Source organism: Nitrosomonas sp. (assembly GCF_019635155.1).
GTDB lineage: Bacteria > Pseudomonadota > Gammaproteobacteria > Burkholderiales > Nitrosomonadaceae > Nitrosomonas.
Genome location: NZ_JAHBZY010000004.1, coordinates 23,582 through 40,191, shown reverse-complemented (window position 1 = coordinate 40,191; position 16,610 = coordinate 23,582). Strand labels below are relative to the sequence as shown.

Annotated in this window: 14 protein-coding genes; 2 read left to right on the top strand and 12 right to left on the bottom strand. The window is 49.1% G+C overall.

All coding sequences use genetic code 11. From position 1 onward, the window contains the following. Window positions 1–3: 3 nt before the first annotated feature. From KF839_RS04000 to KF839_RS03965, 8 genes are all read right to left on the bottom strand, one after another. Window positions 4–330: a P-II family nitrogen regulator gene (locus KF839_RS04000; RefSeq protein WP_292916544.1), complete on the bottom strand. Its 327-nt coding sequence runs from the start codon at window positions 328–330 to the stop codon at window positions 4–6. A 9-nt stretch (window positions 331–339) separates the two neighbouring features. Then, on the bottom strand, window positions 340–3,408 hold the full coding sequence (locus KF839_RS03995) for an efflux RND transporter permease subunit (RefSeq protein WP_292916543.1): 3,069 nt from the start codon (window positions 3,406–3,408) through the stop codon (window positions 340–342). After that, window positions 3,405–4,571 carry an efflux RND transporter periplasmic adaptor subunit gene (locus KF839_RS03990; protein ID WP_292916542.1) on the bottom strand — a complete coding sequence of 389 codons (1,167 nt, stop codon included), beginning with the start codon at window positions 4,569–4,571 and terminating at the stop codon, window positions 3,405–3,407. Before KF839_RS03990 ends, KF839_RS03995 begins: the two co-directional genes overlap by 4 nt. Before the next feature lie 75 nt (window positions 4,572–4,646). Next, a complete protein-coding gene (locus KF839_RS03985) occupies window positions 4,647–6,020 on the bottom strand; it encodes an HD-GYP domain-containing protein (RefSeq protein ID WP_292916541.1) in 1,374 nt (457 codons plus the stop codon). Window positions 6,021–6,482: 462 nt separating this feature from the next. Then, window positions 6,483–7,988: an alginate export family protein gene (locus KF839_RS03980; RefSeq protein ID WP_292916540.1), complete on the bottom strand. Its 1,506-nt coding sequence runs from the start codon at window positions 7,986–7,988 to the stop codon at window positions 6,483–6,485. A 498-nt stretch (window positions 7,989–8,486) separates the two neighbouring features. Further along, window positions 8,487–8,786, bottom strand: coding sequence for a P-II family nitrogen regulator (locus KF839_RS03975; protein ID WP_292916539.1), 300 nt, complete (start codon window positions 8,784–8,786; stop codon window positions 8,487–8,489). 201 nt (window positions 8,787–8,987) lie between these two features. Next, window positions 8,988–9,980 (bottom strand): sodium-dependent bicarbonate transport family permease, encoded by a 993-nt coding sequence (locus KF839_RS03970; protein WP_292916538.1) that lies wholly within the window; start codon window positions 9,978–9,980, stop codon window positions 8,988–8,990. Between the two features lie 26 nt (window positions 9,981–10,006). Beyond that, the gene (locus KF839_RS03965) at window positions 10,007–10,150 is read right to left on the bottom strand and encodes a hypothetical protein (RefSeq protein ID WP_292916537.1); all 144 of its coding nucleotides are present in this window, start codon (window positions 10,148–10,150) and stop codon (window positions 10,007–10,009) included. Between the two features lie 442 nt (window positions 10,151–10,592). Here KF839_RS03965 and KF839_RS03960 point away from each other — a divergent pair, with 442 nt between their 5' ends. Further along, a complete protein-coding gene (locus tag KF839_RS03960) occupies window positions 10,593–12,077 on the top strand; it encodes a PAS domain S-box protein (RefSeq protein ID WP_292916536.1) in 1,485 nt (494 codons plus the stop codon). Next, window positions 12,077–12,691 (top strand): response regulator transcription factor, encoded by a 615-nt coding sequence (locus KF839_RS03955; RefSeq protein ID WP_292916535.1) that lies wholly within the window; start codon window positions 12,077–12,079, stop codon window positions 12,689–12,691. Before KF839_RS03960 ends, KF839_RS03955 begins: the two co-directional genes overlap by 1 nt. Window positions 12,692–12,731: 40 nt before the next feature. Here the strand turns inward: KF839_RS03955 and KF839_RS03950 are convergent, their stop codons facing one another. The 4 genes from KF839_RS03950 to KF839_RS03935 form a co-directional block, all read right to left on the bottom strand. Next, window positions 12,732–13,115 (bottom strand): VOC family protein, encoded by a 384-nt coding sequence (locus KF839_RS03950; protein ID WP_292916534.1) that lies wholly within the window; start codon window positions 13,113–13,115, stop codon window positions 12,732–12,734. A gap of 36 nt (window positions 13,116–13,151) precedes the next feature. Then, entirely contained in the window at window positions 13,152–14,639 is a 1,488-nt protein-coding gene (locus KF839_RS03945) for a protein adenylyltransferase SelO (RefSeq protein WP_292916533.1), read from the bottom strand. A 195-nt stretch (window positions 14,640–14,834) separates the two neighbouring features. Next, window positions 14,835–15,149: a hypothetical protein gene (locus tag KF839_RS03940; protein WP_292916532.1), complete on the bottom strand. Its 315-nt coding sequence runs from the start codon at window positions 15,147–15,149 to the stop codon at window positions 14,835–14,837. 202 nt (window positions 15,150–15,351) lie between these two features. After that, the gene (locus tag KF839_RS03935) at window positions 15,352–16,569 is read right to left on the bottom strand and encodes a class I SAM-dependent RNA methyltransferase (RefSeq protein WP_292916531.1); all 1,218 of its coding nucleotides are present in this window, start codon (window positions 16,567–16,569) and stop codon (window positions 15,352–15,354) included. Between the last annotated feature and the right edge of the window lie 41 nt (window positions 16,570–16,610).

Here is a 16,610-nt window from a genome sequence, read left to right as displayed (position 1 = left end):
TTTTTAGGCCAGTTCTTCTCCCTGCTCACCGGTACAGATATATCCGCCTTTCTCCGCATCAATGATGTAGACCTTGCCGGCGCCTTGTTGGTGTGTATTGGCTGTGGTCATGATCGCATTGAATATGCCTTCCACCATTTCATCCGGAGCAAAAATTTCTATACGCTTTCTGGGCGCATACAAGGTGTAGTCTTGTCTGTGAAGTAATTTCTCTCGCCCAAAACCTTCACAATCGGATACGCTCATCCCGGGGAAATTTGGAATTTCAAGGAGTATTTGCGTGAGTTTCGGCAACATGAACGGCTGAATATAAGCACGAATTTCTTTCATTGGCGTACCTTACGTTTCGTTTTGTTCTTCAAAATTGTGATACAAAGCGGGAAGCATCGTTAAAGTTAGTAATGTAGCTGAAATCAGACCTCCGATAATCACGACTGCAAAAGGTTTGACGGTTTCGGAACCGACACTGGTCGAAACCGCCGCAGGCAACAATCCCAGCATTGCCATAATTGCCGTCATAACGACCGGACGCAACCGGCTGACGGCGCCTTGTATGATTGCTTTGTGTGTCGAAGCGCCTTCGCGTCTGAGTGAATTAATTCGCGATAACAGGATGACGCCGTTCTGAACGGCAATGCCAAAAAGTGCGATAAATCCTACGGCAGCGGATATGCTTAAATGAATGCCCGTCAGCAACAAAGCAATGAGTCCGCCAATGAGCGCGAAAGGTACGGTCATTACAATGAGCACTGCATTTTTGACAGAATGGAATGCCCAGAACAAAAGTACAAATATTAAAACCAGGCTGACCGGAATAATGAATGAGAGCCGCTTCATAGCACGCTGCTGATTCTCGAACTGACCGCTCCATACAATATGATAGCCTGGCTGCAATGTCACTTGTTGCGCGACTTTTTTCTGTGCTTCAGCGACAAAACTTCCCTGATCACGACCGAGCAAGTTGCATTTAATGGCTATGCGGCGCATATTATCTTCGCGGCTAATTCGGGAAGCACCTTGATTAATCCGGATATCGGCTAATTCAGCCAAAGGGATGCGACCGCCACCGGGAGACCCTACCGTAAGATTCTCTATGGCAACGGCCGAGTTCCGCATCGATTCGACTAAACGCACCGTAATGTCAAAGCGGCGTTCACCTTCCAGCATTTGAGTCGCAGCTTTGCCACCGATGGCCATCGAGATCAAATCTTCGACGTCGCTGACATTAATGCCGTAGCGGGCGATTTTGTCCCGGTCGATAGCAATAACCATCTGCGCCAAACCGGATTGTTGTTCTGCTGCGATATCGGTGGCGCCTTTGATGGTATGTAAAATAGTTGTGATTTGGTCTGCTTTTTCCTGAAGGATGCCGAGATCATCTCCAAAGATCTTAATCGCGATCTCGCCTTTAACTCCGGAAATAGCTTCTTCGACATTGTCCTGGATGACCTGTGAGAAATTGAGTTGTAATCCGGGAAATACCGACAATTTTCTTTGTATTGCTGTGATCAGTGCATCTTTGTCGCGGAAACGCCAAGTTTCCTTGGGTGTTAGATCAATGAGGATTTCGAGATTATTGAATCCTTTAGGATCAATACCATCCTCGGGGCGTCCAAGGTGAGTCAATACGGATTTAATTTCGCTGAATTCCCTTAAATCGGAGCGGATAGCTGTCTCCAACGCTTTTGCTTTACTAAGCGAGATAGAAGTGGGTAAAGTGATTGTTAACCAAATATTCCCTTCGTCCAGTTTAGGCATGAATTCGGTTCCAATCCAAGGCACTGAAGAAAGCGTTAATACAAGAGCGAAGCCGGCGCTTACAAATAATCTGCGCGGATGGCGCAAAACAGCTTGCAGGAATCTTCGATAATACTGCTCCATGTTTTGTACAAGCGGATTATGCGATTCGGTAAGTTTGGGTCCGAGTAAATAGCTGAGCAACACCGGCACCAAAGTTAAACTTATGATGAGTGAGCCGAGCAATGCAAAGCTCAGTGTCATGGCCATCGGAGAAAAGATTTTCTCTTCCACGCGCTGGAAGGTGAAAATAGGTAAAAAGGCCATAATAAGAATGGCTTTGGAAAACAAAATGGGGCGGGCCATTTCCGTTGCGGTCATGAGCATGGATTGACGCATGTGCGCTTCACTTTCCTGCCGCTGCATTTCCAGTGTCATTTTGACCATGATCGCTTCAACCATTACCACTGCACTATCAACGATAATGCCAAAGTCGATGGCGCCTAAAGAAATCAGATTGGCGGAAACATGCGCGGCGTTTATCAAAATGAAAGCGAACAGTAAAGACAAGGGTATGACCACAATAACCACCATAGCGGCCCATGTCCGGCGAAGAAAAATAACCAGAATGATAAAAATCAATACGGCGCCTTCCAGCATATTGTGTTCAACGGTATTCACCGTATGCTGCACCAATTCGGTACGGTCATAGATGGGAATAATCTTGACGCCCGGCGGTAAACCGTGATTATTCAGGTATTCGATTTTTTCTTTGATTCCATTGATGACTTCGATGGCATCCTGGCCTTTGATCATTAGAACGATGCCTTGCACGATGTCATCGAACTCGTTATAACCGACGATCCCAATGCGCGGTTGTGTACCTATGACGATATCGGCAACATTTTTAACAAAAATGGGGATGCCGTCTTGGCTGGAGACGACGATATTGCCGATCTCTTCGGGCGATGCCAATAAACCGGTGCCCCGCACGATTAATGCCTCGTATCCCTGCTCGATATAACCGCCACCGGTATTGGCGTTATTGGCGTTGATGGCTTGATAAATTTCGGGTAGCGTCAGCTTGTAATCTTTTAGCTTATTGGGGTCCACTTGAACTTGATATTCTTTAACGCCGCCGCCAAATCCGACAACATCGGCGACACCCTGCACCGAACGAAGGGTACGTTCGATCAGCCAATCTTGTAGTGCGCGCTGTTCTTTCAATGGAAGGCCAGGCGCTTCCAAGCGATATCGGTAAATTTCTCCCACCCCGGTTGTCAACGGCGCCAGCACCGGACTGGTTTGTTGCGGCAATCGGACATTCTTTAACCGCTCCAATACTTGTTGCCGTGAAAAATAATCTTCCGCGTCATCATCGAAAGTCAGGGTGACGACCGATAAGCCAAAAATGGATACTGACCGCATATTGATCAGGTGCGGTAAACCATTCATCTCCCTTTCAATAGGCTGCGTGATGAGCTTTTCCACTTCTTCCGGAGCCTGGCCGGGATATTGAGTCACGACTTGTACAAATACATTCTGTACGTCAGGAAAAGCTTGTACCGGCAAGCGTTCAAAAGACACGACACCGACTATAATTAGCAGTATCGCTGCACCTATGACAAAAAGCCGTTGCTGCAGACTGAATGCAATAATTTGATTGATCATTGCAAGGTTGTTTTGCTTTGATGTTGAAAGTTTTGTTCAGCACGTAGCAGTAACGCGCCGTCAGTCACCAAATGTTCTCCTGGTTTCAATCCATCCAGGATGACCGCGCGATCTTTGAGGCGTAGGCCTGTTTTGACCAATCGCTTTTGATAGTGATAGTTGCCATGGTTGACATAGACCCAGACGGATTGCCCTTCGGTAAATAGGGCTGTCAACGGCACCACAATTGCAAGATCTTCCGGTTTACTTTGTATTTCGATCGCTGCGAACATGGCAGGTAGTAGCTGATTTCCAGGATTCGGCAGATCACAGCGAACTTTCACAGTACGTGAAACTTCGTCGACGACTTGTCCAATGTAGCTGACCGTCGCAGGAAATCGCTTGTCAGGATAGGCCGGTACTTGCACCTGCACTTGCGCACCAACGTGGATTAAACCGATATCCTTCTCAAAAATATCCATTTGCGCCCACAATTGGCTTAAATTAGAAATTACAAACAGCGGCAATGTTTGATCGGATCGTATTTCCATACCTGGATTGATGTTGCGTTCCACGATGGTTCCGGAAATGGGCGCGCGCAAAACGAAATGATCGTCGAGGCGCATTGTATGCACGCCCAAATTGGCGAGCTTTAGACGAGCTCTCTCCGATTCATTGCGGGCTCTGGCTAAATCAGCCTTGGCCTGCTCCAGATCTTTAAGAGGAATGGTATCGTATTGATAAAGGCTTTGTTTTCTCTCAAATGTCCGCTCAGCCAGATTAAATTCGGACAATGCGCTTGCGTAAGCCGACTGTGCTTGTCCTAGCTCAGGGCTATCCAACTCTGTCAATGCATCATTTTTTTGTACAGAAGTGCCGAGTTCTGCGATAGCACCGACTACACGGCCTGAGATGGGAGAGGTGACGCGGCTGGTGCGGGTTTCATCATAGACAATCCTCCCGGTTACCGGCGCCATAATCGGCCGTTGCACGAGCTCTACCGCAGATTCTTTTATATATGCGAGCTTGGGTGAATCGGGTGTAAGGATTACTTTGTTCGCAGGATAAGCGACTGGTTGCTCAATGGGTTGACTGCTTTGTAACTGGCAAGCTGTCAAAAATAAACCGAACAGCCAGCCGCGGGTTCGAATGCCGCAAAGAAAATCTTCAATGAACATGTGCATCATTCTATTCTTTCTTGATGAGGATCGAATGCGTTTATATTACATCACATGTCAGAGCGGCAATAATAGGAAAGTTTATTCAAGTCGAGCTATATTACGAGCCGGCTTGGCTTGCGTTGCGTTTGCCAGGAAATGATGTGTAATGCAGCGTTGCACCATAATGATCATTTCGTTCTCGTCGAAAGCGTTGACTTCCTGATAAAGGTCTGGCGCCATTGTCACAAAAACATCCAATAATTCCGGATCAAAATGGCTGTCACCCTGGTGTTTGAGCGAGGCAATGGCATCGTGGACAGTCCATGATTCCTTATAGGGGCGTTTGGAGGTTAATGCATCAAATACATCGGCAATGGAAAATATTCGCGCATGTAAGGGAATTTCTTTGCCTTTGAGTCCTTTTTGATAACCGGTACCATCGTATTTTTCATGATGGAATTCCACGACATCGCAGGCACCGACCAGCCAGCTTGATTTTTTTAAAATCTCCACACCCAACGTGACGTGTGACTTCATGATTTCAAATTCTTGCGGCGTTAATTTTCCGGGTTTCAGCAGAATGGGATCGCGGATTCCAATCTTGCCGACATCGTGTAAAAAAGCGCCGGTTATAAGATTGAGAATGTTTTCGCGCGAGAGCCCGATTGCTTCTCCAAGCCGTAGCGCATAAAAAGTAACCCGGTAATTATGGCTGTTGGTATCGGAATCACGTTCTGCAATGGCGCAACCCATTACGTTCATCAACTCCAGATTTCCGGTTAAAAGATCAGTCGATAACTTGATCAATTCCCGGTTTAGCATCAGGATGACCGGATACATCAGGAAGGTGGTAAAGGTAATACCGAGGGCTATAAATAGTTGCGTGCGCAGTAGCTCATTCGTGATCGTGTCTTGAGTTTCTTGATTGACCTGGTAAATCCCTTCGAAATAACCGACGAGGGATTGCTGAGAGCCTTGAATCGGAACCAAGATAACGAGCAGCAATTTACCTTGAATTAAGTGAAATTCATGAGAGAACTCTTTCCGTTCCGGGAATGTATGACGATGCAGGTTTGTCCAGTGTTCCGTCGTTTTTTGCCCTTGACGGAATGCTTCAATCTTAAGCTGTTTGTTGCGATCATAAAGCTCAACAACAAGGAAATTATGATTCACCAGTTGTTGTGCCTGTCGGGTTAGGGATTTGGAAGCCGAGGCATCCAATAGCTCAAGATCGAAAGTGGATGCCTGACTGAGTACTGCAGATTCTTTTAGCGCAAGTTCGTAAACGAAATGCTGGAAACGGGAAATCTCCAACCATAAAACAATGCCGCCGATCGTGAGGCTGAGAAACAACCATCCTAAAAACAAGCGTAGCAGAATTTTTCGATACACAACCCGGCTGATCGTTAGGGCTTCTTGCGAATCCGCTTTAACGTTAACCACTCTCTGAGTATTTAATTCTGATTCAGTCATTGTTGATTCCCTGATGAGAAGCCCGGAAACTTTAAATATCCATCAAAGTAGCAGAATACTGCGATCAAGTATTCACATTTTTGCGTGAATGGGATTTTGCAGTGCGATTCAATTAAAAAAATGCAATGAAGCGATAAACTGAGAGACTGACCGCATGGTTGACCGGGAACGTTTCTGATGCAATGCGTCGCTCCAAGCCTCTATGCGGGTTAGTTCCGTCTTGCTTATTAGAACAGTAAAGTACTATTAAAGGTTCTATCGTACTTTACTAAATCGAAGAACGATTCACTAAGACGTGAATTGTTGTGTTATCGGATGTGAGAAACAACTCCGGGAAAGCACTGAGATCGGGTAATTATGCAAACAACGTGAGGTACGGAAATTCGTTTGTCAGCATGGATTACCATTTGTTGCATTCGATGTTTGTGCGTATCGATCAGTGCTTCCCGGATACTTGCTTATTTAAAACTTAAATGTTGCCATGGTGTAGCCATAATTGGTATCAGCCGATAGGCCATCCGCTACTTTATTGAAGTAATCCCCCTTAAAGATATGGCTATAGCCGATATCGAAGCTGACGCGCTTCAGATAACTGAATTGCGGATCCCAGCCGACACTGACATCGAGCATGTTGCCGAGGAAACTGCCGGCGCGGCCGGTCGGGTCTTGCAAGCCGCTACCAACATAAGCACCGTGTTTATTAGCCAGCCAGTAGGCACGATGTGACATCATGAGTCTGACATTTGGAAGAGGTAAAAGCGTTGCGCGAAAGCCGACAGGCGATAACAAGTTGGACGGAAAGAAAGGTCCGAACATACCGGTTGGACCATATTCGACGCGGCGTTTTGCGTACAGAATATCGAAGTTTTTGTCCGGATCGCGGTTACCTGACGAAAAGTCAAATAAATAAACAGCTCTCAGAGGCATTGCCGTGTCGAAACTATACCCAATCTCTCCGTGGTGGCGATGAGCGAATACACTTTTGTCGCGGGTATCACCAAATTGATACATCGATTCAATTTCATAATCCATGCTCTTTTTCGTAGGCTTGGCAAATAAGCGGAAGCCGGTGGTCGACAAGTTGCGTTTTCTGAGGTTATTACCTTCGTTCAACTGAAAGAAGTAGCCGTCGAAGTTGGCCCAGCGCAGATCGCGATTGGTGACTTGAGCGCCGGAGAAGTAAGTTTCAGGTGTGTTCCAATCCATAGAGTTTGGATCGCGTTGAACCGGACGAGCGCCAAAGACGCGCAAGCTCCATTTCTCCTGTTCGTTACCGACCATGAAATGCAAGCCATCGAACGCAGGCGAGAAGGTTCCCCAACGGTGTCCGCCTACCAGACGGGCTTCGCCTAAATCCATCATAAAACGTCCGACTTCAAATTTCGCGGCATACCCCGTACCCAGAAAATCTTTGCTATGGAGACCGAGGTGCAGTTGCGTGAAATCAAAATGGTTGGCGAAAACAGGCGAGTGATCTTGTCCATATTTAGCCATCGGCGCGCGGATATCGGTCAGTTCAAGAGTAAACTTAAGCGGATCGATGATGTTTTTGATTTCCATCAAGAAACGGGTACGCTGGTGAATCTGGTCGTTGAATCCCGGTATGCTTCGGGTGAAACCGTTATCGAACACGTCGTAACGCGTGCGATGTTCCACCGCGAGATTAAGCCAATCCGGCGCCATGGCGGCTAGCGGTGTTTTATGCTCTTCCATCAGCTTTGTCAGATTGTCGAAGTCGAAACGAGTGTGCCCCGGTGTTTCCTGAGCGCTGAAAGGTGTGCTGGTGCCGCTGGTGAGCGGATTGTTAATCTTGATAATTGTGGGTGATTCTTTATTGCTCTGAACTTCTTCTTTCTTCTGAGCTTCTGTTTTCGGTGGTTCGGCAGCTAACAGGTACTTGCTCCATAACACGCAGCCGATGCAGAAAAATACCAGCCAACAGGTGTATTGAATATTTCTCCAAGTCATTTTTTGTTTCCTCATCAAGTAATATTTTCTCCAAGACATTTTCTATTTCCTCGTTAAGTAAGTAATCGATCAAAGAAAATCCGGGGGATTAATCAGTTTTTACTAATATACCGGGCGATCGTTACTGGAAAAATACGCGCGAGCACTTAACAAGTAGTAGTTGGCCAAAGAGAATCCGGGTGAATCGATCAAAATTTTACCGGGCGATCGTTACTGGAAAAATACGTGCAAACACTTAGATGGATGCAATTCTGTGCAAAATACGTGCAGACACCTAAGAGCAAACCCATATCTATCTTGGATCAATATTAATTGTATCGTTTAATCATTGGGTTGTCTAATTGCTGCTGCATTGTTTGTTGTTGCAATTGTGATACAGTGACAGAATCCGGTCACAAAAATGCTGCGAATGGTTAGCGTGTTTGTGATCCTGGCTGAATGCAGCCAGGATTTATTTAGAGGATTGAAAGATAAGTATACGTATGTTGCGGTTGGTGTTTAATACGAAGCAGCCGGCCCCATGACCCACTGGCAATCGGTGACCAGGCACATGCCGCCGAAGTCTCTTAAGTTTGGCTGCAGTATACTGATGATTCTTGCAGCCTGGTTTTCTTCGCAGGCCAGCACCATAATGGCATTGGGAAGTTCCAGCGCGTAATCGTCCGGATTACGTTCGCCGGTCGATCCGAGTCCTCCCGCTTTTTTAATGACGGTATAACCGCGTACATTGGCATCGCGCAGCAGTTTCAGCAGATCATCCAGCGAGTTTTCGTCGATGACAATCTCAATTCGCTTCATGGGTTTCAATATTTCCTTTTCTAACATAATGATGTATCTCCATAACTAATAATGTGGTAATCGGATATGAAAGTGTTGATAACTTGTGGCGGCACCGGAGGTCAGCGCCGCCGCAAGTGTGCTCCTGTTGCTAAAGGAGGAAAGCATCAGGAGCAGGCCGAAGCGGCTTACAGCCATGACCCCGACCGGCTGACGCGCCGCTTACCAGGGGTAGTAAGTAGCATGCAGATATTGCGCAGCGGCGTAATACATGGGAATACCGACTACGACATTGAACGGGAAGGTGCAGCCGAGCGATAGCGTCAGATAGAACGACGGATTCGCTTCCGGGACCGCCAGGCGCATCGCGGGGGGGACGGCGATATACGAGCAGCTGGCGGCCAGCACTGTGACCAGCGTGATACCGCCGACCGAATAACCCAGCAGGAAGTGGCCGACAAACAGACCGCTGGCTGCACCGATGAGCGGCATCACAATACCGAAGCTGACCAGGAAAATGCCGACAGACTTAAATTCCGACAATCGTTTCCCGGCTTCCATACCCATGTCGCATAAGAAGATACACAATGCGCCCATGAAGATCAGTTCAAAGAACGGTTCGATTTTATGATAGCTGGCCTCCGAGACGGCAGCGCCGATCGCCATCGAGCCGAATAAGAGCAGAATACTGCCGTTGGTAAAGGCTTCGATGATCAAGTGCTTATACATTCCTTTGTCAGCTTTGGTTGCGCCTCCCATGACTTTTCGGGAATACCCGGCAAGCACCAGGCCGATCATGATCGCTGGCGATTCCATGATTGCCAGCATAATCACCGGATAAGCTTCATACGTCACGCCGATACCGCCGAGAAATGCAACCGCGGTCATGTAGGTGCCGGCGCTGACTGAGCCGTAGTGCGCGGAAATGGCTGCGGCGTTGAGCGGATCAATTTTACCGACCATACGTAAAATCACGTAAGCGACAATCGGCAAGCCGACGCCGAATCCGAGCGCCGCCCAGACCGCCGGTATCGCGGATGCCATATCGGACCCGGCAAGCGCTTTACCGCCATGAAGTCCGATACCGATGAGTAGATAAATGACGATCATTTTGTGCATGTCGGGCGGGAATTTCAGATCGGATTTGATCAGGCAAGCAAACATTCCCAATGCAAAAAACAGAATCGCCGGTACGAGAAGACTGGAAAGAGACATAATGGAATTCCTCTATACGTAACAGGTTAAACAACTAAAGTATTGCGTGCTTGATCTTGCTGCACCGCAGGTTTCGAAGCCATTTTCAGTGGATCGCTCAATAGCGATTTGTGCGGTGTTATTGTTAAAGCCGCCATCGTCAATCCGCCTATGAAAATTTTTTTGTTCATCGTGTTTCTCCAAACAGTTAAAAATCTTTCTTTTTAAGAAAACCCTGATTAATTTGCCGAACGAGATAAAATGAAAGGTGAATGGAACGCAAGAAACGATACATATCATGAAGATAGGCGAGTTTTTGAGTGCTATCCAACACAGCAGATCGCTTGCGCAAGCAATTAATCATCTTTCCCCCGAGTGAAAACGACACACCGCCAGATGAAAATTGCTAGCCGCCGGTCGCAGAAATTTTCTGCGCATCCCGGTTGAAGCAACCGGTGCCATTTCCTACCGGGCAAATCCTACAAGAGAACCCCGTAAGGAAATATCCGGGCGGACACGTAAGTACAAACCCTTACGTATCAACAAATTGATAGTAAATTGTCGATTTCTGTCGTAAGCTGTTTAGCGTTTCAATTATGAATTGATGGATGAGGGAAACATTTGAATAGTGCAGTGAGAGGCTTAGCTTTCTCGACAGTGTTCGAAGCCGCAGCGGATGCCATGATTCTGGCAGATGACGCGGGCCGCATCGCGGTCGTCAATCCCACAGCACAACGGCTGTTTGGTTATACCGATAGTGAATTGCAAGGTATAACGGTGGAAATGCTGATCGCGCCTCGCTACCGGAAACAGTATCGCTACTACCAGGATCTTTTTTTGAAACGCCCGGCGAAGCGTGCCATGAGCGCAGGTAACGAATTAATCGTGCAGAATCGTGACGGCAAGGAAATATTACTCGATATCAGCCTTAGTCCGATCAGAAAGAAACAGCAATTGTTGGTGCTGATTATCTTCAATGCCGCGCGACGGCGGCTGGACACCGAGGAAGCCCTGCGCATCAGTGAAGAGCGTTTGCGCCTGGCAAAGCAGGCGGCGGGGTTAGGTATTTTTGACTACAACTTCAAGCGTAATATTATTTACTGGGATAAGCAAATGCGCAAGCTATGGGGGCGGGATTCCGAAAAAACCGTCAGTTACGAAGAATTTGTGGCGGCGATTCATCCGGAGGATCGCGAAGAGCGACGATTGGCAATTGAGAAAGCGATGGATCCAACCAGCAATGGCGAATTCAAGGCGCAATACCGCATTGTTAATCCACAGAATGGAATGGAGCGTTGGATTTCGGCGCACGGACGTGTTTATTTTGAGTTCGGGCATCCGAATCGTCTCATCGGGGTGACGCGCGACGTAACCGAACAAAAACAAATCCAAAAAAAATTGCAACTGCATCGCGACGAAACCGAAAACATCCTCAAGCAGCAAGTGGCTGCGCGGACGGCGTCCGCGATCGCGCACGAGCTTAATCAGCCGCTGGCCGCGATATCCGCATACAGCGAAGTGGTGTTGCATGCGCTGGACAGCGGTAGTACTAGCTATAGTCATCTAAAAAGAGCGCTGGAAGGGTGTGTGGAACAGGCGCAGCGTGCCGGGCGCAGTCTGCACGAGCTGCTCGCCTTTTTGCAGAAAGGCGAACTGGTGACCGAACGCTCCAGCTTGACTGAAATCGTTTATGAGGCGTTAAATGTCGTCTACAACGATGGTTACGGCAGATTCCACCCAGTGCTGCGATTGCAGGACAACCTGCCGGAAGTGCGCTGTAATCGAACACAAATTCAGAAAGTGCTGGTCAATCTTTTCAGAAATGCGATTGAAGCGATGCGCAATCTGGATTCACCTGATCTGACAATTATCACCCGGATGGGAGTCATCGACGAACAAAAGATGGCCGAAGTAATCGTGCAGGACAACGGTCCGGGATTCGACCAAAGTCTGGTGAAACGGATCTTTGAACCGTTTTTCACCACCAAGCCGACCGGTATCGGCATGGGGTTGGCAATCAGTCGCGCCTTGATCGAAGCCAATGGCGGCCAGTTATGGATAGACGCCGACGCCGAAACAGGCGCGAAATTTCATTTCACGCTACCACTTGAGTCTTAATGATGCAGGAACCGACTGTTTATATTGTGGATGATGATGCGGCAGTACGGGATTCGCTCACGCTGATGATCGAACAAGCGGGTATATACGTACAATCATTCGAGAATGCCAAAATGTTTCTGAATGCCTACCGGCCGGATTTTTTCGGTTGCATCATTATCGATGTGAAAATGCCTAGCATGGATGGTTTGCAATTGCAGGAAGAATTGACTTGGAACAAGATCCGGTTGCCGGTCATTTTTCTGACCGGACACGGCGATATTCCGATGAGCGTGCGGGCGATCAAAGGTGGTGCGATCGATTTTCTCACCAAGCCGGTGATCCGCGAAAAACTGCTGATTTGCGTGCGCGCTGCTTTTGCCGAAGCCAAAAAACGTATCAGCGATGCCACCGGTCATCAGGTGGTTCATTCAAGCCTGGTCAAGCTGACAAGACGCGAGCGCGAGGTTATGCAACTGGCGGTGCAAGGTCACACCAACAAAGAAATCGCATCTTTCCTGGAAATCAGTCATCGTACCGTGGAAATTCACAAATCAAAGATCATGCAAAAAACCGGTGCGACCAACTTGCTCGACCTCGCACGCATTGCCCGTGAAAATGATTTGCTTGAATGACCGCATCGGTCATTTCTTGTAAAAAACGGCTTCGATCGAATTATGGCGTCGGCATGACGTAATCCGCTGTCAGCATTTCCAGCAGATGCCGGTTCGGATCGCGGAAATACACACCGCGGCCGCCGTGATTGTGATTGATCGTCCCGTCGTCAGCGCTGCCGGGGCCGCTTCCGTACGGAATTTTCTCCGCTTGCAATCGCGCGAAAATGTCGTCGAACTCGCGTTCCGAAACTTTAAACGCATAGTGGTGCGGCTCAAATTGCATTTTATTGTCGAAATCCAGGCATAGCGTGCCGTTGACGCGAACCACGATAAAGTGCGAGAACGCACCGACGTACTCAAACCCGAACACCCGGCTGTAAAATTTTGCCGACTCGACTTTATCGAAACTCGGCACGATGGTGTGATTCAATGTGATGGGCATGGTTGTTTTCCTTTCTGGTGGTGAGATGCGGCGGTTTTACGTTCCGCAAAACGTTTGATAAACGCGCTCGGACGGCGCGGGCGGGGTGCGGTAGTCGAAGTATTCCGGGTTATCTTCGTAGGGCTGCGCCAGCGCGGCGAGCAGGTGTTGTAATACCGTATAGTCGCCCTGTTCGGTTGCGGCTGTCAGCGCTTCTTCGACACGGTGGTTACGCGGAATGATGACCGGATTATGCGCCTGCATCAGTTGCAGTGATTCGAACGCCGGTTGCGGTTGGCGGACCAACCGTTGCTGCCAGCGATGATGCCATTCCATAAAACCAGCTTCGCGAAACATCGCATCTTGCGGCAATGCCGGTTCGGCTAATGCGCGGAAGGTGTTGGTGTAATCGGTCCGGTGTTGATCCATCCAGGTGATCAGGTCGGCAATCAATTCGCTATCGCCGTCTTCTGCGGTGAATAATCCCAATTTTTTGCGCATGCCGCCGATCCACTGTGTTTGGTAAATCTCCGGGAATGCGCGAATGCTGGTTTCGGCCATCGCCACAGCTTGCTCCTGTGATGGGTCGAACAACGGTAACAAGGTTTCGGCAAAGCGCGCGAGGTTCCACTGTACCATCATTGGTTGGTGGCGGTAGCGGTAACGGCCGTTCTGGTCAATCGAGCTGAACACGGTATCCGGGTTGTACGCATCCATGAACGCGCACGGGCCGTAGTCGATGGTTTCGCCGCTGATGCTGGTGTTATCGGTGTTCATCACGCCGTGAATGAAACCTACCATCAGCCATTGGGCAACCAACGCCGCTTGCCGCTCGATGACGCGGTTTAACAGCGCGAAATAGGGGTTTTCGCTGGCTTGCAATTCCGGGTAATGGCGCTGAAGGGTGTAATCCGCCAGAATCTGCACGGCTTCTTTGCCGCCGTGTCCGATCGCGTATTCGAACGTGCCGACGCGGATATGACTGGCGGCGACGCGCGTCAGCACCGCGCCGGGCAACATGGTTTCGCGCCGCACTTGTTCGCCGGTGGTCACGACTGCCAGACTGCGCGTCGATGGAATGCCGAGCGCATGCATCGCCTCGCTGATGATGTATTCGCGCAGCATCGGCGCCAGCGCAGCGCGACCATCGCCGCGGCGGGAAAACGGCGTCTGCCCGGAGCCCTTGAATTGAATGTCGACACGTCTGCCATCCGGCGTCAAATGTTCGCCGAGCAAAATCGCGCGGCCGTCGCCGAGCATGGTGAAATGGCCGAATTGATGCCCAGCGTAAGCTTGCGCGATCGGCTGCGCGCCGTCGGGCAGGGCGTTACCGGCAAACAAAGCTGCCGCTTCCTCGGTGGATAACGCGTGCAAATCCAGCCCCAGCGATTCCGCCAATGCGTGATTCAATAGCACAGCTTGCGGTGCACGCACCGGCACCGGGCACAATTGCGCGTAAAAATAATCGGGCAGCCGCGCGTAGCTATTGTCGAAGCGCCAGCCCACGTTAGCGGGGGAGTACTGCCTATCGGGTTTCAGAGTCATATCGCGATTTTTTCAGGGAAGCTTATAAACGAACGTATTGTAGGGGATTTAGTATGGGACATGCACAAAACGGATAGGTTTGGGTGTACCTGTGAATCATGGCCATTGCGTGTTGGGTTTTTTTCGACAGCTCGGCCTACCGTGCTTAACTTAAAAAAACATATAACGTCGGCTGGGAACAACTAGCTAGGGAATCTACTCAACCGAGGGGTCTGGCGCATAGGGACCCATTATTTCCTTTATCTTCGGCCATACCAGATAAGCCGACCAACGTTTACCATCGTGTGTGCAATGGACAAGATACTCGTCTCGATTGAGCGAGCTGGGGCGGTATTTATATTCGCCACATCCTTTGATTCCTTTCGTCACCAGCGCCTTTGTAATATCAACATTGAAATCCTCTTTCCAAGGACCTGGATAACGTTCACCGAGAGATGGGTTTGCAAATATCGGTTCAGCAATAAGGATGAGTGCGGTATAAACACAAAGTGACTTGCATAGTTTCATCATTTGAATGCTCCCTTACGTAATATATAAGACACTTTGTTCAAAATTTTGTAGATACAGCCAACTGCCACGTGTTTATGGGAATCGTTAATTATTATTCTGTTTTAAAAAATAAATGCATCATTTGCAAAATTATGACTCATTTCTTAAATAAATCATACCGTAACGCACCGCGCCGCCAGAAAATTGCTATAAAGCACTCTGCTCAGTCATCGTCCAGATTTTCCATTCGAATCCCTGTACTTGTTGGGCGATGGAGCCGACCGACCGCACTATCGCTGCTGAACACAGCCAGCGTTTCGACATGCGACGTATGCGGAAACAGATCGGCGAGCTGGATGTCGTCGATGGTCCAGCCGTGCTGGCAAAAGAACCAGGCGTCGCGTGCGAAGGTTTCTGGATTGCAGGAGATGTAGTAAATCGCCTGCAATGCTTTAAAGCACTCGAAGAATCCCTGATGTTTTTTTAGCCCCGCGCGTGGTGGGTCGAGCACCAGGATTTGCGCATTGCCGGCTTGCGGTTGCAGTTGTTTCCAAATGCGCGGGTCGTACAGATCGGCGATTCGCGGTTTCACTTTGGGAAGATGTCGGGCTTTCAATTGCTCGATCGCGGTGGCGTCGGCTTCGTACGCCAGCACTTCGGTGCAATTCGATGTGGCGATGATCGACGTGAAATTGCCGGAACCGCAGAATAGCTCCACCGCTTTGGCCGCAAGCGGGCGGGCGGCGAGTTTTTCTTCAAGCCAATTTTGCATCCATTCGCTTTGCGCGGTATTGCCTTGTTTGAAGGGGCGCTTGTGGTCGATGGCGATTTCCTGCGGCTGCAAGTCGTCGTCCAGATCGATAAAATGCCATGGTTGTGTCAAGCCATCTTGCCACTCGGGATTCGGCAATTGTTGTTGCACCGATTTCAGCAATGCGCGGCAGGCATCGTTGAGCACCAGGCAATCCTCGATCGGTGCGATTTGATGCGAATCCTCGGAGACGAAGCCGAGCTGCATGCCGTCGGTTTTGATTTGGCAGCGATTGCGGTAGCCCAATTGTTTCGGCGATGGATGGACGTGACTGATCGCCAGTTGCGCGGTGTCGAATCCAACGCGCCGCATCGCATAAACCACGCGGTTGCGTTTTTGTTCGAGCTGGCTTGTATAATCGGCAATCATCCACGGGCAGCCGGTGCAGGCATGATCTTCCGCCGTGACATAATGGCAGGGCGGCGTTTGCCGCTGACCGGACGATTGCAGCAGCCGAACGAGTTTGGCGTAGGCGAATTTTTTATTGTTGAGCGGTTTGTCGATCACTTCGAATTCGCCGTGATCGCCCGGCCAGGCGCCATAGACGAAATACGACAAGTTGTTCTGGGTGTTTTTGACGACTCCCAGGCCTTTTTGCGACAGATGAGAAATGGTACCGGTAAATTTCATGATTAATTTTGAGTGTTAGTAAAGGAAGCAATGCAATGAGC